The sequence below is a fragment of the Tsukamurella sp. USMM236 genome (assembly GCF_037148755.1).
In the GTDB taxonomy this organism is placed as follows: Bacteria; Actinomycetota; Actinomycetes; order Mycobacteriales; family Mycobacteriaceae; genus Tsukamurella.
This window is the reverse complement of sequence record NZ_JBBCSS010000003.1, coordinates 342,919-360,699: the sequence shown is the minus strand read 5'-3', so window position 1 is coordinate 360,699 and position 17,781 is coordinate 342,919. Positions and strand designations below refer to the sequence as shown.

20 protein-coding genes are annotated in these 17,781 nt (G+C 72.6%); 10 read left to right on the top strand and 10 right to left on the bottom strand.

Features of this window, described 5'->3' with window-relative positions:
• Positions 1 to 4: 4 nt before the first annotated feature.
• From WFK95_RS12810 to WFK95_RS12785, 6 genes are all read right to left on the bottom strand, one after another.
• Complete coding sequence (locus WFK95_RS12810; protein WP_336670954.1) at positions 5 to 1,564, bottom strand: adenylate/guanylate cyclase domain-containing protein; 1,560 nt, start codon at positions 1,562 to 1,564, stop codon at positions 5 to 7.
• Positions 1,564 to 2,721 carry an acetate kinase gene (locus WFK95_RS12805; protein ID WP_336670953.1) on the bottom strand — a complete coding sequence of 386 codons (1,158 nt, stop codon included), beginning with the start codon at positions 2,719 to 2,721 and terminating at the stop codon, positions 1,564 to 1,566. The genes WFK95_RS12810 and WFK95_RS12805 overlap by 1 nt, the downstream gene beginning before the upstream one ends.
• On the bottom strand, positions 2,718 to 4,829 hold the full coding sequence (gene pta, locus WFK95_RS12800) for a phosphate acetyltransferase (RefSeq protein WP_336670952.1): 2,112 nt from the start codon (positions 4,827 to 4,829) through the stop codon (positions 2,718 to 2,720). The genes WFK95_RS12805 and pta overlap by 4 nt, the downstream gene beginning before the upstream one ends.
• 24 nt (positions 4,830 to 4,853) lie before the next feature.
• Complete coding sequence (fgd, locus tag WFK95_RS12795) at positions 4,854 to 5,864, bottom strand: glucose-6-phosphate dehydrogenase (coenzyme-F420) (RefSeq protein WP_224645294.1); 1,011 nt, start codon at positions 5,862 to 5,864, stop codon at positions 4,854 to 4,856.
• Positions 5,865 to 5,949: 85 nt separating this feature from the next.
• Positions 5,950 to 6,858 (bottom strand): SpoIID/LytB domain-containing protein, encoded by a 909-nt coding sequence (locus tag WFK95_RS12790; RefSeq protein WP_336670951.1) that lies wholly within the window; start codon positions 6,856 to 6,858, stop codon positions 5,950 to 5,952.
• Between the two features lie 103 nt (positions 6,859 to 6,961).
• Complete coding sequence (locus WFK95_RS12785; RefSeq protein ID WP_336671062.1) at positions 6,962 to 7,921, bottom strand: dipeptidase; 960 nt, start codon at positions 7,919 to 7,921, stop codon at positions 6,962 to 6,964.
• A 103-nt stretch (positions 7,922 to 8,024) separates the two neighbouring features.
• Between WFK95_RS12785 and WFK95_RS12780 the strand changes: the two genes are divergently transcribed.
• Entirely contained in the window at positions 8,025 to 9,893 is a 1,869-nt protein-coding gene (locus tag WFK95_RS12780) for an ABC transporter ATP-binding protein (RefSeq protein WP_336670950.1), read from the top strand.
• 19 nt (positions 9,894 to 9,912) lie between these two features.
• Here the strand turns inward: WFK95_RS12780 and WFK95_RS12775 are convergent, their stop codons facing one another.
• Together WFK95_RS12775 and WFK95_RS12770 are read right to left on the bottom strand one after the other, a co-directional pair.
• Positions 9,913 to 10,275: a VOC family protein gene (locus WFK95_RS12775; RefSeq protein ID WP_224645298.1), complete on the bottom strand. Its 363-nt coding sequence runs from the start codon at positions 10,273 to 10,275 to the stop codon at positions 9,913 to 9,915.
• A gap of 1 nt (position 10,276) precedes the next feature.
• Positions 10,277 to 11,101 (bottom strand): MerR family transcriptional regulator, encoded by an 825-nt coding sequence (locus tag WFK95_RS12770; RefSeq protein WP_224645299.1) that lies wholly within the window; start codon positions 11,099 to 11,101, stop codon positions 10,277 to 10,279.
• A gap of 66 nt (positions 11,102 to 11,167) precedes the next feature.
• Here WFK95_RS12770 and WFK95_RS12765 point away from each other — a divergent pair, with 66 nt between their 5' ends.
• The 9 genes from WFK95_RS12765 (at position 11,168) to WFK95_RS12725 (ending at position 16,373) form a co-directional block, all read left to right on the top strand.
• The gene (locus tag WFK95_RS12765; RefSeq protein ID WP_336670949.1) at positions 11,168 to 11,659 is read left to right on the top strand and encodes a nucleoside deaminase; all 492 of its coding nucleotides are present in this window, start codon (positions 11,168 to 11,170) and stop codon (positions 11,657 to 11,659) included.
• Positions 11,656 to 12,390, top strand: a complete 735-nt coding sequence (locus WFK95_RS12760; RefSeq protein ID WP_336670948.1) for an ankyrin repeat domain-containing protein — start codon at positions 11,656 to 11,658, stop codon at positions 12,388 to 12,390. The genes WFK95_RS12765 and WFK95_RS12760 overlap by 4 nt, the downstream gene beginning before the upstream one ends.
• Before the next feature lie 69 nt (positions 12,391 to 12,459).
• The gene (locus WFK95_RS12755; RefSeq protein WP_336670947.1) at positions 12,460 to 12,810 is read left to right on the top strand and encodes a hypothetical protein; all 351 of its coding nucleotides are present in this window, start codon (positions 12,460 to 12,462) and stop codon (positions 12,808 to 12,810) included.
• Positions 12,699 to 13,265, top strand: a complete 567-nt coding sequence (locus tag WFK95_RS12750; RefSeq protein WP_336671061.1) for a methyltransferase domain-containing protein — start codon at positions 12,699 to 12,701, stop codon at positions 13,263 to 13,265. The genes WFK95_RS12755 and WFK95_RS12750 overlap by 112 nt, the downstream gene beginning before the upstream one ends.
• Complete coding sequence (locus WFK95_RS12745) at positions 13,262 to 13,579, top strand: cupin domain-containing protein (RefSeq protein WP_336670946.1); 318 nt, start codon at positions 13,262 to 13,264, stop codon at positions 13,577 to 13,579. Before WFK95_RS12750 ends, WFK95_RS12745 begins: the two co-directional genes overlap by 4 nt.
• Positions 13,576 to 14,259, top strand: coding sequence for a helix-turn-helix domain-containing protein (locus WFK95_RS12740; RefSeq protein ID WP_336670945.1), 684 nt, complete (start codon positions 13,576 to 13,578; stop codon positions 14,257 to 14,259). Before WFK95_RS12745 ends, WFK95_RS12740 begins: the two co-directional genes overlap by 4 nt.
• A 94-nt stretch (positions 14,260 to 14,353) precedes the next feature.
• Positions 14,354 to 14,821, top strand: a complete 468-nt coding sequence (locus tag WFK95_RS12735) for a hypothetical protein (RefSeq protein ID WP_224645304.1) — start codon at positions 14,354 to 14,356, stop codon at positions 14,819 to 14,821.
• Positions 14,821 to 15,486 carry an ABC transporter ATP-binding protein gene (locus WFK95_RS12730; RefSeq protein WP_336670944.1) on the top strand — a complete coding sequence of 222 codons (666 nt, stop codon included), beginning with the start codon at positions 14,821 to 14,823 and terminating at the stop codon, positions 15,484 to 15,486. Before WFK95_RS12735 ends, WFK95_RS12730 begins: the two co-directional genes overlap by 1 nt.
• Complete coding sequence (locus tag WFK95_RS12725; protein WP_336670943.1) at positions 15,483 to 16,373, top strand: ABC transporter permease; 891 nt, start codon at positions 15,483 to 15,485, stop codon at positions 16,371 to 16,373. The genes WFK95_RS12730 and WFK95_RS12725 overlap by 4 nt, the downstream gene beginning before the upstream one ends.
• On the opposite strand, the gene WFK95_RS12720 is transcribed toward WFK95_RS12725, so the two are convergent.
• Positions 16,260 to 16,715 (bottom strand): hypothetical protein, encoded by a 456-nt coding sequence (locus tag WFK95_RS12720; RefSeq protein ID WP_336670942.1) that lies wholly within the window; start codon positions 16,713 to 16,715, stop codon positions 16,260 to 16,262. The two genes, WFK95_RS12725 and WFK95_RS12720, sit on opposite strands and share 114 nt — an antisense overlap.
• 53 nt (positions 16,716 to 16,768) lie before the next feature.
• Entirely contained in the window at positions 16,769 to 17,731 is a 963-nt protein-coding gene (locus WFK95_RS12715; RefSeq protein ID WP_336670941.1) for an alpha/beta hydrolase, read from the bottom strand.
• Positions 17,732 to 17,781 lie beyond the last annotated feature (50 nt).

The window sequence follows — 17,781 nt, the reverse complement described above, 5'->3', positions numbered from 1 at the left end:
CGCGTCAGCGCTTCGCGACGTACATCCGGGTCTCCTGGGTACGCCCCCGCAGCACGTCGATGGGCCCGGGCCGCCACCGCGCGCACTCCCCCGGGTCGGCGGTCTCGACCGCCGGGGCCGAGGCCCACGGCACCGTCGGGTCCGCCTTGGCGTAGGTCGACAGCCGGGCGGCCTCGTTGACCGGGTCGCCGATCACGGTGTACTCGAACCGATCCGCCGCGCCGACGTAGCCGGCGACGACGACGCCGAAGGTCACACCGCAGCCGGCGCGGACCTCCGGCACCTCCAGGGCGAGGCGCCGCATCATCGCCCGCGACGCCGAGAGCGCGGCGCCGGCCGGATCGGTCAGCGGGGCGGGCGCGCCGAAGATCGCGAGCACCGCGTCGCCCTCGAACTTGTTGACCAGCCCGCCGCGGCTGTTGACCTCCGCGACGACGACCCCGCAGAACCGGTTGAGGATCTGGACCACCTGCGCGGCGGGGCGCTCGGCGGCCAGCGCCGTGGAGCCGACAAGATCGATGAAGATCACCGCGACGGTCTGCTCGACGCCGCCCAGCTCGGGTTCGCTCTCGATGGTGGCGCGGGCGACCTGCTCGCCGACCTGCCGGGCGTAGAGGTCCCGCACCCGCTCCCGCTCGCGGAGCCCCGCGGCCATGGCGTTGAAGCCCGATTGCAGATCGCCCAGCGAGGTGCCGTCGTAGACCACGACCTCGGTGTCGTACCGGCCCTCGGACACCCGGCGCATGCCGGTGGTCACGCTCTTCACGGGCGCGGATGTGCGCGACGACGAGAGCAGATTGAAGGTCATGCCGGAGAAGAAGCCGCCGGCGGCGAGGGCGCACATGCTCACCGCGATGCCGCGTACGGTGGCGGCCGGCTCGAAGAGCGCGAACAGAGCCACGGTGATGACGCCGAGGAAGGGCAGCCCGGAACCCAGCAGCCACAGCCGCAGCGACCGGCCCTGCAGGCTCTGGTGCCGCGGCTCGGGCCGGGTGACCTGCAGCGCGATCGCCGTGACGGGCCGCATGCTGAACTCCGTCAGGACCCGCACCACGCCCGAGGTCATCAGACCGGCGCCGAGCACCACCAGGGAGACCTTCGGCACCAGGTCCGGGTCGACGCGGCCGTAGAGCCAGCCGAACAGGATCGCGGCGCACAGCCACGCCACCATCTCGAACCAGTAGAGCCGGCGCGGCAGGGCCAGGGCGTCGGCGGCCTCCTGCTGCGTCGGCGGGTCGTCGCCGCCGGTCCATCGCAGCGAGCGGTAGACCAGCCAGAAGGTGTACAGGTGGCCCACGACGAGGCCCGCCGCGATGTACGAGGGCACCGCCACGGTGTTCACGGTGTGCAGCTCGGGCCGCTGCACGGAGGGCTCGGGGATGCCCACCACGATCAGCATGGCCGCGAAGCCGCCGCCGACGAGTGTCGCGACGGAGCTGCTCGCGGCGATCAGCGCGACGGTGCGGGTCCTGCGCCGTCGGGCGCCGTCGGTGCGGGTGCCGAGGAGCGGCGAGCCGTAGTCGGCCCCGTCGCCCTCGATCCCCACCGCGCGCCCGAGGGGCATCAGAGTGCCGCTGCTTCGCGGGCGATCGCGAGTTCCTCGTTGGTCGGGATCACGAGCACGGCCACGGGTGCCTCGTCCGGCGAGATCCGGGTGGGCTCGGTGATGCGGCCGGCGTTGCGCGCGGGATCGACGACGATGCCGAACCGCTCCAGCCCCGCGAGGGCGTCGGCGCGGACCTGCGCGGCGTTCTCGCCGACCCCGGCGGTGAAGGTGATGGCGTCGGCCCCGCCGAGGTCGACGAGGTAGGCGCCGATGTACCGGCGGAGGCGGTGGATGTACACGTCGTAGGCGAGTTTCGCGTGCTCGTCGCCCTGCTCGATGAGGGTGCCCAGCGCGCGGAAGTCGTTCTCCCCGGCGAGGCCCTTGAGCCCCGAGCGGCGGTTGAGCAGGTCGTCGATCTCGTCGATGCTCATGCCGATGTTGCGCCCGAGGTGCAGCACCAGGCCCGGGTCGACGTCGCCGCTGCGGGTGCCCATGACGAGGCCCTCGAGCGGGGTCAGGCCCATCGACGTGTCGACGGCGCGGCCGCCGCGGACGGCCGAGGCGGAGGCGCCGTTGCCCAGGTGCAGCACGATCTGGTCCACCTCGGCGTTCGGGCGGCCCAGGAACGCCGCGGCCTGCTGCGAGACGTACTCGTGCGAGGTGCCGTGGAATCCGTAGCGGCGCAACGCGTGCTCGGCCGCGAGCTCGCGGTCGATCGCGTAGGTGGCCGCCGCGGGCGGGAGATCGTAGAAGAAGGCGGTGTCGAAGACCGCCACCTGCTTCACCCCGGGCAGCAGCTCGCGCGCCACCTCGATGCCCTGCGCGTTCGCCGGGTTGTGCAGGGGCGCCAGCGAACTGAGCCTGCGGATCTCGGCGAGCACGTGGTCGTCGATGAGCGTGGGCGAGTGGAAGGAGCGGCCGCCGTGCACCACCCGGTGGCCGACGGCGGCGATGCCCGCCGGGGTGCCGGCACCGTCGGCGAGGTCGAGGCCGCGCGCGGTGAACTCCTCGAAGACCCGGCGCAGCGCGGCCTTGTGGTCGGGCACATCGCTCTCGCCGATCCGCTCGACGATGCCGCCGTGCACCACCTCGCCCGTGTCCGGGTGCAGCAGTTGGTACTTCAGCGACGACGAGCCGGAGTTGAGGACCAGGACCGTCCCCGCGACGGCGCTCATCGGGCGCTCCGGTCCGCGGCGAAGGCCTGGGCCTGGATCGCGGTGATGGCGACGGTGTTGACGATGTCCTCGACCAGCGCGCCGCGAGAGAGGTCGTTGATCGGGGCGTTGAGGCCCTGCAGCACGGGGCCGATCGCGATGGCGCCGGCGGAGCGCTGCACGGCTTTGTAGGTGTTGTTGCCCGTGTTGAGGTCGGGGAAGACGAGCACCGTCGCCCTGCCCGCGACGGCGGAGTCGGGCATCTTCGACGCCGCGACGCCGGGGTCGACGGCCGCGTCGTACTGGATCGGGCCCTCCACCAACAGTTCCGGGGCGCGCTCGCGGACGAAGGCGGTGGCGGCGCGCACCTTGTCGACGTCGGCGCCGGTGCCGGACTCGCCCGTCGAGTAGGACAGCATCGCGATCCGCGGGTCGATCCCGAACTGGGCGGCGGTCTGTGCCGACGAGATCGCGATGTCGGCCAGCTGCGTCTCGGTCGGATCGGGCACCACGGCGCAGTCGCCGTAGGCGAGAACCTTGTCCGCCAGGCACATCAGGAAGATCGACGACACCGTCGAGACGCCCGGCTTGGTCTTGATGATCTCGAAGGACGGCCGGATGGTGTGCGCTGTCGTGTGCGCGGCGCCGGAGACCATGCCGTCGGCCATGCCGAGGTGCACCATCATCGTGCCGAAGTAGCTGACGTCCACCACTGTCTCGGCGGCGCGCTCGAGCGTCATGCCCTTGTGCTTGCGCAGCTCGCAATAGGCCTGCGCGAACTTGTCGACGAGGTCGGTCGCGCGTTTGGGGTCGATCACGTCGGTGTTCCCGAGATCGACGCCCAGCTCGGCGGCGCGGGCCCGCACGCGGGACTCCTGGCCGAGGATGGTCAGGTCGGCCACCTCGCGCTGCAACAGCCGGCCGGCGGCGCGCAGGATGCGGTCGTCGCCGCCCTCGGGCAGCACGATGCGCTTGCGGTCGGCGCGGGCCCGGGCGATGAGGCTGTACTCGAACATCTGCGGGGTCACGACGCCCGGGTTGGAGACCTGCAGGGCCTCCAGCAGCGCGTCCGAGACCACGTACTTCTCGGTGAGCGCGATCGCGAGGTCCACCTTGCGCTCGGAGCCGGGGCCGACGCGGCCGCGGGTCGTCGCCGCGAGCCGGGCGGTCTCGTACGTGCCGTGCTCGACGGAGATGATCGGCACGTTGGGCTTGAGGCCGTCGACCAGAGCCGCGGTCATCGGGTGCGGCATGTACCCGCCGTTGAGGATGATCCCGGCCAGCGACGGGAAGCCGTTGGCCCGGTGCGCGGTCACCATGGCGAGCAGCACCTCCGACCGGTCGCCCGCGGCGACCACGGCGACGCCCTCGGTGATCCGCTCCAGGCTGTGCTCGGCGGTCATGCCCGCGACCAGCACGGACATCGCCTCGCGGGAGAGCAGCTCGGGGTCGCCCCAGAGCAGCCGGCCGCCCATGGCCTCCATCAGCTCGCCCATGGTGGGCGCGGTGAGCACGGGCTCCTCGGGCAGCACCCAGACGGGCAGGCCGGTGTCGGCCTTGAGCGCCTCGCACACCGCCTCGAGCTGCTCCGGCGCGCACCGGTTCGCGATGATCGACGCGGTGTGCGCGTGATTGGCCTTGATCTCGGCCATCGACTGCTCGGCGACGGCGACCACCTGCTCCGGCGTGCGGTCGAGCGCCTTGACCGCGAGCAGGATCGACGAGCCCAGGTTGGCGGCGATCCGCGCGTTGAAGGAGAGCTCCGTCGGCGTGGTCACGTCCGTGTAGTCGGAGCCGAGGACCAGCACGAAGTCGCACTTGTCGGCGACGGCGTGGAACCGGCTCACGATCTCGGCGATCGCGGCGTCCGGGTCCTCGTGCACCTGCTCGTAGCTGACGCCGACGCACTCCTCGTAGTCCAGCTCGGCCGTGGCCTGCTCGATGAGCAGCTCCAGGATGTAGTCGCGCTGCTCGCCCGTCGAGCGGGGGATCGGCCGGAACACGCCGATCGTCCACCCGGTGGACGTGAGGAGGTTCATCGCGCCCAACGCGATGGTGGACTTGCCGGTGTCCCCCTCGGGGGAGGCGATGTAGATGCTGGTCGTCTTCGGTGCTCGATCCGCGGCCATGGGATTTACTATCGCAGCCGCGGCTCAGCCGAGCGAACGCAGGCGGGGCTCGAGATCGCGCTGGAAGTTGTCCAGGAACCGGCGCTGGTCGTGGCCGGGCGCGTGGAAGACGAGGTGGTTGAGCCCCGCGTCGACGTACTGCTTCACGGCCGCGACGGCCTCGTCGGGGTCGGAGGCGACGATCCACCGCTTGGCGACCTGCTCGATGGGCAGCTCGTCGGCGAGGCGCTCCATCTCGGCGCTCGAGTTCACCGAGTGCTTCTGCTCCGCGGTGAGCGAGAGCGGCGCCCAGAAGCGCGTGTTCTCCAGCGCCAGTTCGGGATCCGGGTCGTAGCTGATCTTGATCTCGATCATCTTGTCCAGCGCGTCGAAGTCGCGGCCGGCGAGGTCCGAGCCCTCCTTGGCGGCGGGGATGAGCTTGTCGGTGTAGAGCTCCATGCCCTTGCCGGAGGTGCAGATCATCCCGTCGCCCACGCGGCCCGCGTACTTGGCCACGACGGGGCCGCCGGCGGCGATGTACACCGGCACGGGCTTGTCCGGAATGTCGAAGAGGACGGCGTCCTTGGTGTGGTAGTAGTCGCCCTCGAAGTTCGTGATCTCGCCGGACCACAGCTCGCGCATGAGCCGCACGGACTCCCGCAGCCGCGCGAAGCGCTCCTTGAACTCGGGCCACTCGCCCTGGAAGCCGGTGGCGTACTCGTTGAGCGCCTCACCCGTACCGGCGCCGAGGAAGATGCGGTCGGGGTACATGCACGCCATGCTCGCGAAGGCCTGCGCGATGACCGCGGGGTTGTAGCGGAAGGTGGGCGTCATGACCGACGTGCCGATCTTCACGCGCTCGGTGCGCTCGCCGACGGCGGCCATCCAGGCGAGGGAGAACGGGGCGTGGCCGCCGTTCACGCGCCAGGGCTGGAAGTGATCGCTCACCGCGACCGAGTCCATGCCCGCGGCCTCCGCCGCGACCGCGATCTCCACCAATTCGCGGGGCCCGAACTGCTCCGCCGATGCCTTGTACCCCAGCTGCAACTTCGCCATGCGACTCACACTACTGCGTCCGATCGGACACCGTCACTGTGTGCGGCGACCTGGGACTTCGCCGACGGCAGCGACGTTCGTCCGGCTACCGGGAGGCGGGGTCGTCGGCGCGGGAGGCGCCGTACTCGGTCTCGAAGACGCGGCCGTCCTTGGCCATGACGAGGCCGTACGTGCTGACGATGACGGCGTCGGTGCGCGGGTCCTCCTTGTCGACGCCGCCGTACACCTGGGAGGCCTGGGTGTCGTCGAAGGTCTCGCCGCGCTCCGCGCCGCGGACCAGGACGTAGGAGCGCGCCGCGATGGCCTGCGCCTGCAGCGCGGCGACGCCGCCCTGATCGGCCCAGCCGGGCGAGTTCTCGACGGGGACCACGCTGCGCACGTAGTCCTCGATGCCGACCACATTGAGCACGGCGCCGTCGCGGGCGACGAGCCGCCCGCGGTACCGGGCGTTGTCGCCGCAGAAGCGCAGCACCTGGTCGGGGGCGATGCCCTGGTCGGCGGTCAGCGGGCTGATGGTGCGGTCCGCGGCCTCGACGGTGCCGAGCACCTGCCCGCCGCAGCCCTGCCGGATCGTGGCGGTGGTCCCGTCGATGCTGACAGCCTGGCCCGGCGCGACCTGCTTGCCCCCGACGAGGGCGCCCGCGGGCGCGAGCACGTCGACGCGGTTGCGCTCGCTCAGCCGGACGGTGACGGGGAGGCCGGTGTGGACGGTGCCCAGCGTGGTGCCGGGGTAGTAGTAGGCGAGGATCCGCTGCGCGTCCCATCCCTGTTTGGCGTAGGTGAGCGCGCCGAGCTGGCTCATGCCGCGGCCGTGCCCGCCGGATGCACCCGGCGCGACGTCGCCCGGGGCGTCGACGAGTGTCGTCTCGGGCAGCGCGCCCGTCCCCGCGAGAACTCCGCCGATGGCCAGGACGGGCACCGCCGCGAGGAGCGCGGCACGGGCGGCACGGCTGCGCCGCGATCGCCGGGGGCCGCCGTCGATCCACACGGGCATCCTCGGGTCTCCTTCAGTCGTCGGCCACGAGCCCGTGGGGCTGACGTGACTGTTGTGACTACTGAGACTCAAGTAAAGATCGAGGGTTGTCAAGCGCTGGGCGTCATCGGCGCGCCCAGACCCGCTCCGCGACGCGCAGGAAATTGCCGCCCGTCACCGCCGCGATGTCCGACGGTGACCAGCCCCGGCCCGCGAGGAAGGCCTCGAGCCGCACGAAGTCCTCCGGCGGCATCCACTGGATCGGCCCCCAGCGCGTGTACGACTCGTCGAAGACCTCGGGATTGGCCGCGATCTCCGCGAGGAAGTCGTCGGCGTCGAAGGAGTGGTCCGTGCTGACCCCGACGTGCTCGATCCCCACGAGTTCGACCGCGTACTCCAGGTGGCGGGCCATCGCCTCGAGGGTCGGCGTGTTCGGCCCCAGGAAGATCCCGACGCCGGTGATGCCGACGACGCCGCCCGTCTCGGCACACGCCCTTGCCTGATCGTCGGTGATGTTGCGCGGGTGCTCCCACACCGCGGCCATGCACGAGTGGCTGTACACGACGGGACCCGACGACGACGCCGCGATGTCGAGGCCCGTCCGGCGGCCGCAGTGCGAGCCGTCGGGGACGACGCCCACCTCGTTCATGCGGGCGACCAGGTCCCGGCCCCAGCGGGTGAGCCCCGCGTCGGTCGCGTCGAGGCAGCCCGAGCCGGCCCGGTTCGCGTGGTTGTAGGTCGGGGCGACGGTGTGCACGCCCAGCTCGGCGAGCCGGGCGAGGTTGTCGAGGTCGCCGTCGAGCGGATTGGCGTCCTCGAGGTCGAAGGCGACTGCCACCTGCCCCGACGCGGTCGCGGCCCGCAGCTCATCGACGGTGCCGACCGTGCGCAGACCGGGATGCGCCGCGATCGAGGCGCGGAAGGAGGTGAGCAGCGCCGTCGAATCGGCGAACGACTGCGGCCGGTACCCCGCGTTGACGGAGACGAACGTCGGGGCGGGCGACGCGAGCCGGGTGAGCGGTTCGACCCCGGTGCCCACGACGAGCGGCAGGCAGGCATGCTGATCCCAGACGAGGCTCCCCATGGGCCCAGTCTCCACCGTCCGGCGACCTTCGACGAGGGCCTGCTCTTCGCCCAGGGCGAACGGACTGGACATCAACGTAACTTGAGGTCCTAGGCTTCAATGCATGAGCATGGAATCCGTCGCGTGGAGCACGCTGTATCAAGGGAATCGGTCGCTGGACGCCCCCACGCGCCGCCCCATCGAGACGATGCGCCGCATGGGCCCGTTCGCCCGCCCGCACCGCTGGCGGCTCGCCGCGTTCCTCGCCCTGTCGGTCTTCTCCGCGCTGCTCGCGGTGGCCACTCCCCTGCTCGCCGGCAGGGTGGTCGACCGGATCGTCGGCGGCGGGCCGACCAGCACCGTCGTTCAGATCGCGCTGCTCATCGCCGCCATCGCGATCGTGGGAGCCGGGGTGGACCTGCTCTCCCGCTGGTTCTCCTCCCGCATCGGCGAGGGCCTGATCTACCAGCTGCGCACCGCGGTCTTCGACCACGTCCAGACGATGCCGGTGGCCTTCTTCACCCGCACCCGCACGGGCGCGCTGGTCAGCCGCCTCAACAACGACGTGCTCGGCGCGCAGCGCGCCTTCTCCGACACCCTCGCCGGCGTCGTGACCAACGTCGTGACGCTGGCGCTCACGCTGGGCGTGATGCTCAGCATCTCCTGGCAGATCACGCTGCTCGCGCTGGTGCTGCTGCCGGTCTTCATCATCCCGTCGCGCAGCATGGGCCGCAGGATCGCCGGCATGTCGCGCCGCGCGGCCCGGCACAACGCGTCCATGAGCGATCAGATGACGGAGCGCTTCTCCGCGCCCGGCGCCACCCTGGTGAAGCTGTACGGACGCCCCGCGATCGAATCGCACGCCTTCGCGACCCGCGCCGCGGCGGTCCGCGACATCGGCGTGAGCACGGCGATGTGGCGCATGACCTTCGTGACGATCCTGACGCTGGTCAGCTCGCTGGCCCTGGCGCTCGTCTACGGCCTCGGCGGCTTCTACGCGATCCGCGGCGACCTGCAGGCGGGAGCGGTGGTGTCCCTCGCGCTGCTGCTCACCCGTCTCTACGTGCCGCTCACCGCGCTCGCGAACGCCCGGGTCGAGGTGATGACCGCTCTGGTCTCGTTCGAGCGGGTCTTCGAGGTGCTGGACCTGGAGCCGATGGTGCGCGACGCGCCGGACGCGCGCGACATCGCCAAGGGCCCCACCGAGCTCCGGTTCGACGGCGTCGACTTCGCCTACCCCTCGGCGGAGAAGGTCTCGCTGGCGTCGCTGGAGGAGGTCGCGCAGCTCGACACCCGCGGCGGCGAGACGGTGCTGCACGGTATCGAGTTCACCGCGGCGCCGGGCTCGATGGTCGCGCTGGTCGGCAGCTCCGGCGCCGGCAAGTCGACGATCGCGCAGCTCGCCACCCGTCTCTACGATCCGGACGCGGGCGCGATCAGCCTGAACGGCGTGGACCTGCGCGAGATCACGGCCCGGAGCCTGCACTCCGCCGTCGGCCTGGTGACGCAGGACGGCCATCTCTTCCACGACACCATCCGCGCGAACCTGCTGCTCGCGAACCCGGACGCGACCGAGGCCGACGTCCGGGACGCGCTACGGCGCGCCCGCCTCGAGGAGTTGGTCGAGCACCTGCCCGACGGCCTGGACACCGTCGTCGGCGAGCGCGGCTACCGCCTCTCCGGCGGCGAGCGCCAGCGCCTCACCATCGCGCGGCTGCTGCTCGCGCAGCCCTCGGTCGTCATCCTCGACGAGGCTACGGCGCACCTGGATTCGACGTCCGAGGCCGCCGTGCAGGCCGCGCTGGCGGAGGCCCTGGCCGACCGCACCTCGCTCGTGATCGCGCACCGTCTCTCCACAATCCGCGCGGCCGACCAGATCCTGGTGCTGGAGGCCGGACGCATCGTCGAGCGCGGGACGCACGAGACCCTGCTCGCGCGCGGCGGGCGCTACGCGGAGCTCTACCGCACCCAGTTCGCCGACCAGGCGGCCTGAGACGGGGCGTTGGCCGGGCTCAGTGCCCGCCGGCGTAGGCGATGCAGAACTCGTTGCCCTCGGGGTCCTGCAGCACCGTCCACTGGATGCCCCACTCGTCGTGCTCGCGCACCGTCGTCGCGCCGAGCGCCTCGACGCGCGCGACCTCCGCCGCGCGGTCGTCCGCCACGAGGTCCAGGTGCAGGCGGTTCTTCGCGGTCTTGCCCTCGGGCACCGCGAGGAACATCATCCGCGGCAGAGCGGGATTCGCGTAGCCGATGGTGCGCATGAAGGCGTTGCCGTCGTTCTCGTCGACGGGCACGCCGAGCACCTGCGACCAGAAGCTCGCTTGTCCGGCGACGTCGGCGCAGTCGACGTTGATCATCTGCAGTGTGAGGGCCATGTCAGTTCTCCTTCGTCGCGGTGGCCTCGACGGGCCACCAGATCTCGGTGCGCAGGTCCGCGGGGGTCGCGGCCGCGCAGGGGTCCACGAGGTAGCGCTCGATGACGGCGCCGCCCGCGTCGGTGGCGTTGCGGGCCACCCACGCGCCGAGCTGGCCGTAGGTCTCGTCGAACGTCGAGTACGAGCCGTGGTGCACGGCGACGGCGCAGAGCGCGCGGCCGAGCCGGCGGTTGCGCACCCGCCCGGTCACGGCGCCGGGGCCGGAAACGGGGATCAGCGCCGCCACCTGCTCCACCTCGGCGACCTGCGACGGGTACTCGGCGAGCGAGGGCCCGGTCACCGTCAGGCCCGACGCCGCCGCGCATGCCTCGAGCTCGGAGTAGGCGGCGTCGAGGAACTCGGGGAGGCGCGCGTGCTCGACGGTGCCCGCGATCTCCAGCACGTCGATCGCCTCGAACTCGCGCAGGTGGGTCGGCGTGTGCGCGACCGGGGCCGTCGCATCCTGCAGCGCGACGATGGCCCGTTCCAGATCGGCGCGACGCTCGCGCAGCGTCGCCTCGTGCTCGGCGAGGATCTCGCGGGTCACGTCGGGGTCGCGCGCCTCCAGCACCCGCGCGACGGCCGCGAGCGGCACGTCGAGGTCGCGGAGCCGGGTGAGCACCGCGGCATCGTGCACCTGCGCCGCGTCGTAGTGCCGGTAGCCCGTCGTGGGGTCGATCGCGGCGGGCACCAGCACGCCCTGCTCGTGATAGCGCCGCAGCTGCTTGACGGAGAGCAGGGTTGCGCGCGAGAACATCCCGATCGACATGAGGCCCGGTGTGGTCACGGGTCGAGTATGGGGTCTCCCCCCGAGGGGAGGGTCAAGTCCGGCGCCGCGGGCTACGGTCGAGCGATGACCGTCACCGCGCCCAGCGCCGCCGATCTGCCGTATCTGCGCCGCTGCGTCGACCTCGCCCGCGCCGCCCTCGACGACGGTGACGAGCCCTTCGGTTCGCTGCTCGTGCACGCCGGCGCGATCGTCTTCGAGGACCGCAATCGGGTGTCGGACGGCGACGCGACGCGGCACCCCGAGTTCGAGATCGCCCGCTGGGCCGTGGAGCACCTGACCCCGGCGGAGCGCGCCGAGTCCGTGACGTACACGTCGGGCGAGCACTGCGCGATGTGCAGCGCCGCGCACGCCTGGGTCGGGCTGGGCCGCATCGTCTACGCGGGGAGCACGGAGCAGCTGGTCGCCTGGCACGCGGAGTGGGGCGTCGCCCCGGCGCCGGTCGCGCCGCTGCCGATCCACACCGTCGCGCCGACGGTGCCGGTCTCCGGCCCGGAGCCCTCCCTCGCCGACGAGGTGCGCGCCCTGCACGCCCGCGCCGCGGGCGTCGACGCGTGAGGCGCCTCGCCGCCATCGCCGCCGCGGCGCTGCTCGCCGGCTGCTCGGTCGAACAGCTCCCGCCTGCTCCCTCGAGCACGTCGGCGGCCCCGTCGGGCCCGATCGCGGCACCGTCGTCGACGGTGCGCCCCGCCCCGACCCCGGAGGCGACCCGGGCCCTCGTGCGCGCGGTCACCGACGGTGACCTCGCCGGCACCCGCGCCGCCATCGCCGACGGCGCCGACCTGGAGGTGCGCATCACCCGCGCCCGGACGGCGGTGGTGGCGGCGACGAAGGCCGGGCACACGCAGATCGCGCTGGCCCTGCTCGACGCGGGCGCGGACCCGAACGCCAAGGACGACATCCAGGACTCCGCGTACCTCTACGCGGGCGCGGAGGGGATGACCGAGATCCTCGCGTCGACGCTGCGGCACGGCGCGGACGTGCGCAGCCTCAACCGCTACCGCGGGACGGCGCTGATCCCGGCGTGCGAGCACGGGCACGTCGAGAACGTGAAGCTACTGATCGCCGCCGGGGTCGACGTGGACCACGTCAACAACTCGGGCTGGACCTGCCTGCTGGAGGCGGTGATCCTGGGCAACGGCGACGCGAACCACGTCGAGACTGTCCGCCTCGTCCTCGACGCCGGGGCCCGCCCGGACCTCGCGGACCGGCAGGGCGTCACCGCGCGCCAGCACGCCGTCGCGCGCGGGCAGGATGCCGTCGTCGCGGAGATCGACCGGCGCCGCTGAGACAGTATTGGCAAGGCTCGCCTATTTAGTGCAATACTCTCCGGTAAATATCGAGAGAGGCGGAGCGCGATGCCCGAACCCACCAACGAACTCCCGCTGCACGCCCGCAGGACCGAGGACCTGCCCGGCCACTGGCTGCTCGCGCGCCTCGGGAAGCGGGTGCTCCGGCCCGGCGGGCGGAGGATGACCGAGGACCTGCTCACCGACGCGGGCCTGCGGGGCGCCGACGTGGTCGAACTCGCCCCCGGCCTGGGCAAGACCGCCGCCGAGATCGTGGGCCGCTCCCCCGCGTCGTACGTCGGTGTCGAATCCGACCCGGCCGCCGCGGACTGGACCGGCGCTGCGGGGGCGCCGAAGGGCGCGTCGTCGTCGCGGAGGCCCAGGCCACCGGCCTGGATGCGGGCAGCGCCGACGTCGTGATCGGCGAAGCGATGCTGACGATGCAGACCGAGCGCGGGAAGAAGGAGATCGCCGACGAGGCGCACCGCGTACTCCGCCCCGGCGGCCGCTACGCGATCCACGAGCTCGCGCTGCACCCCGACACATTGCCGGACGAGACCAAGACGGAGATCCGCAAGGCCCTCGCGCGTTCGATCAAGGTGAACGCGCGGCCGCTCACCGAGGACGAGTGGCGGGCGACGCTCGACCGCTCCGGATTCGACGTCGAGGTCGTCCGGTTCGCGCCGATGGCACTCCTCGAGCCCCGGCGCGTGATCGCCGACGAGGGCGTCGTACGGACCCTGCGGTTCGTGGGCAACGTCCTGCGCGACGGTGAGGCACGCAAGCGCATTCTCGCGATGCGCACGGTGTTCACCCGGCACAAGGCCAACCTGGCCGCGATCGAGATCGTCGCCGTGAAGCGGGCGGAGGCGTGAGCGCGGGCTGGGCCGAGGTCGACGGGCTGGCGACGGGAACCCCGAAGGCCGGCGGCGCCCCCGACGTGAGGCTGCGGCAGCGCACCGACGCCGCACGCATCATCCAGATCACCTTCTCCGCAGGCCAGAGCATGCCCGGGCACAGCGCGCCCCGGCCGATCGTGCTCCTCGGGCAACGCGGCACCGTCACCGTCGAGATCGACGGCGACATGGTCGCTCTGGAGTCCGGGCGGGCGGTCCAGATCGACGAGCGCGTCCCGCACTCCCTCACCGCCGTCACCGACGCCGACGTCACCCTCATACTGGTGGGGTGAGCGCCCGGGCCCCGGGCGAGACGGTCCGGGAGGTCATGCGCATGGAGTCGGCGGGACGCGACGGGGTGTTGACGCTCGTGCGCACACGGGGTCCGCTGACCGCCCCGGAGGTCGCGGAGGCACTGGACGTCCACGTGAGCACGGCCCGGTTCCACCTGACCAACCTGGTGGAGTCCGGCCTGGTCGATACCGCGCCGGACAAGCGGCGCACCGTCGGCCGGCCGCGGGTGACCTACACCGCGCGCCCGCAGGCACCCACGGGCGAGCTGCTCGGACTGCTCCTCGCGCAACTCGGGCCCACGCCCGAGCTGCGCGAGCGGGCGGCGGCCGATGCCGGCCGGCTGTGGGCCTCGTCGCGCGCCGTGGCCGCGCCGTCCGACGGCCTGCCGGACCCCGCGGCCGTCGCGGGTGCGATCCTGCGCGCCCTCGGCTTCGAGATCGAGTCCACGACCAGCGCGTTCGGCACGCACACACTGCGGATCTGCGCATGCCCGCTGCAGAGCCTGGCGAGCGGCTCACCCGAGGTCGCGCGCGGCGTGGTCCGCGGCGCCGTCGAGCAGGCCCTGGCGATCGCCTCGCCCTCGCTGGGCTCGCAGTACGCGGTGCGTGTGCAGCCGGATCCCCACGGCGACTGCGCGATCGGCGTCCGCCTGGCCCCGATGGCGGCTCGCACCGTGTGATCGACATCTCCACAAGGCGAGCCTTGCCTAAATTATTTGAATGAGTCAGACTCCTTTTTATCCGGGCGACCGTCGCCCGGTGAGAGAGGAACCGATGCCGACCATCCGCCCGCGCACCGTCGCCACCGCCACGCTCGTGGCCCTCAGCGCGCTCGCGCCCGCCGCGCCCGCCCTCGCCGCTCCCGGCGCCGGATTCCGCGTCACCTCGGAGAGCCCCACCGCGGCCGAGCTGAACGACCTGGTGCAATTCATCGTGACCACGCCCGCCAGCGACGCCGACAAGGCCGCCAACGTCGAGGGCGGCATGTCCTCGGTCGTCGTGCCCCGCACCGTCTACACCCTGGGCCTGTTCCGCGCGCCGCGCGGCTCCAGCGAAGTGACGGGCCCGCTGGCCCGCAACGGCAACCGGGTCACCGGCAACCTGACGGCGAGCTCGGTCGGCATCCCCACCGTCCGGATGAAGGTCGACTTCGTCCGCGAGGGCGGCAACTGGAAGCTCGCCTCGAGCTCGATGTGCGAGGGCGTCAAGGCCGTCGGCCTGCCCATCTTCTGCAACGCCTGATGATCTCGGTCCAGGACCTGCGGGTGCACCGCTCCCGACGCCCGGTCCTGCGGGGCGTCACGCTCACCATCCCCGACGGTGCCGTGACCTACCTGCTGGGACGCAACGGCGCAGGCAAGTCGACGCTGCTCCGCGCCGTCGCCGGGCTGGTCCGGCCCAGTGCCGGCACCGTCGACCCGGGCGGTGACATCGGCCTGCACCTGGGCCCGGACACGGCCGACCCCGGGCACACCGTGCGCCGCCACCTGCGCTGGGTCGCCGCGGGCTCGGGCTGCCCGCGGTCGCGCGTGGACGCCGTGATCGGCGACGCCGGCCTCGACGGGGTGGCCGGGACCCGGATCGGCACCCTCTCCCTCGGGTGGCGGCAACGCGTCGCGGTCGCCGCGGCCCTGCTCCCCGACGCGGGCACCGTCATCTTCGACGAGCCGCTCAACGGCCTCGACATCGACGCGGCGCTGTGGTTCCGCGGCGTGCTCGCCGACCTCGCCGCCCGCGGCGCGAGCGTCCTCGTCGCGACGCATCACCTCGACGAGGCGCTCCGCACCGGCGACCGGCTCGCGGTGCTCGCGGGCGGACGGATCGTCGGGGAGCACCTCCCGTCGGACTTCGCCGACGGCGCCGCCCTCGAGACCGCGTATCTGCGCGCGATCGGCGGGGCGCCGTGACGGGCGTCGTGCGTGCGGTCCGCGCGGAGGCGATCCGCATCGGCGGTCGGCGCGGCGCGTCCGCGGCGCTGCTCGCCCTCGCGATCGTGGCCCCCGCGGTGGTGACGCTCGCAGTGGCGGCGCTGTCCGAGCACGTCGCGCGGCTCGCGTCGTCCGCCCAGGTGACGGCGGTGGCGACGACGAACGCCGCCTACTGGGTGCTGTCGCTGACGCCGGTGGCGTGCTGCGCGGTGACGACGTACGCGGCGGCGGGCTCGGCGCGCCGGGAATGGGACCGCTTCCTGGTCCCGAACCCGGCAGTGGGCGCCGCGGCCCGGTGGCTGGTCTTCGGCGGCTTCGCCGCGGCCGCGACCTCGGGCCTCACCGCGATCGCGCTCGCCGCACTGCCCCTCGTCTTCCCCCGCGTCTACGGCGACGTGCGGCTGGTGAGCGGCGCGGGCGCGCGGATGGTCGTGGTCGGCGGAGTCACGGCGTTCCTGTTGTGCGGCGCGGCGATCGGCGTCGCGCTCCTGCTCCGGCACCCGGTCGCGGCCCTGGTCGCCGTTGTCGGGTGGGCGGAGATCATCGAGCCCGGTATCGCGCTGGTCCCCGGCGCGGCAAACGCCCCGCGGTACATGACCTTCCTCAACGCCGTGTACGCGAGCGGGCAGGAGCTGATCTTCGCGCCGCCCTGGTCGCCCGACGGTGCCATCGCCTACCTCGCCGCGCTGTGCACCGCGGCGTTCGCCCTCGGACTGCTCGCCTCCGCCGCCGAGGGGCCGAGGCGGCGCGCATCACGCCGGCACGGCGACGGGCAACCGGGCCACGTCGACCTTGGAGACGGCGAGGTTCGTGCAGAGGTCGGTCGACCACGACGCGGCGCCGGTGCGGCTCTTGGTGACCAGTAGCCGGACCTTCGCTCCGTCGCGGTAGTTCAGGCCGCAGGACGCGCCGAGCCGTGCGGGGACCCCGACGGTGACGGTGCGTGGGGCCGGCGCCCCGGTGTTCCCGAGGATCCGGGTCACCGCGACGGTGTAGACGAGGCCGTCGGCCCACTGTTCCCTATCACGCGGGACCTCGCGGCCGGACCGGACGACGCCCTCGATCACGACGGGATTCGGCATCACCCGCGGCGGCGCACAACTGCACGCGCAGGCGGTTCCCGCGGTGCCGAGCGCCGTGACCGTGCTCGCGCAGGCGACCGCGGCCGTCGTAGCAGCGAGCGCCCGGACCGTCCATCGCATCCCCATGCGGCGAGTTTACGATGAGCAACCCCTGGTGCGCGATGTTTCGCCGGACTCGGTCAGGCCGCTGCGCTGCGCTCGGCTTCGGCCTCGGTGAGGTGCTCGGAGAGGAAGGCGACGGCCGTCTTGTACGCGGCCCACGACTCGGGGGTCAGGCCGGCGCTGACGACGAAGGCGTGCACCTGGCCGTCGTAGACGTGCACCTCGTTCTCGACGCCGGCGCGGTCGAGGGCGGCGTGCAGCTCCAGCGAGTCCAGCTCGAGCGCCTCGCGGTTCGCGGCGAACAGGATGCTCGGCGGGAAGTAGCGCGCCGTGGCGTCGGTGGTCATGTCCTCCGGGCCGCGCAGGTCCTCCGGACCGCGGCCCAGCACCGTGCGCAGCTTGCGGATCTTGCCGAGCGGCAGCATCGCGTCGTGCCGCGAGGAGCGCGGCAGCGTCGCGCTGATGTCGAGGAACGGGGAGAAGCCGGCGAAGGCCGTCGGGTGCTGGATCCCGTCCTCGGCGGCGTACTGGATCACCTTGGCGCACACGAAGCCGCCGGCGGAGTCGCCCGCCACGAGGATCCGGTCGAAGTCGCCGGAGTCCAACAGCTCGCGGTACGCGGCGTAGCCGTCGGCGACGGACGTGCCGACGCCGCCGTCGGGGTACTGCCGGTACTCGACGTTGTAGACCGGCACCCGCAGGCCGCGGGCCAGCAGCACCGCGATCCGCCGGTGGGTGTCCAGGTTGCAGCCGATGAAGGCGCCGCCGTGGTAGTAGACGAGGGCCGCGCGCGGGTGCGGGTCGGCGTCACCGTCGGGGATGATGCGCTCGGTGGGCACCCCGCCGAGGGTGATCTTCTCGATCCGGACGCCGCGCACCGATTGGGGCACCCGGCTGAGGTAGGGCTCCGCGGCGCGGAGGATCGGCAGGGTCCGGTCGCTCATCGGGAAGACGCGGAAGACGGTCTTCATCACGATCCGGACGAACCACAGCACGATCAGGGCGCGCACACTGCGGCCGCGATGGGCGATGACGGCCATGTCGAACACTCCTTGTTACTGGCCAGTAATCTATGCCTCCAGGATAGCCC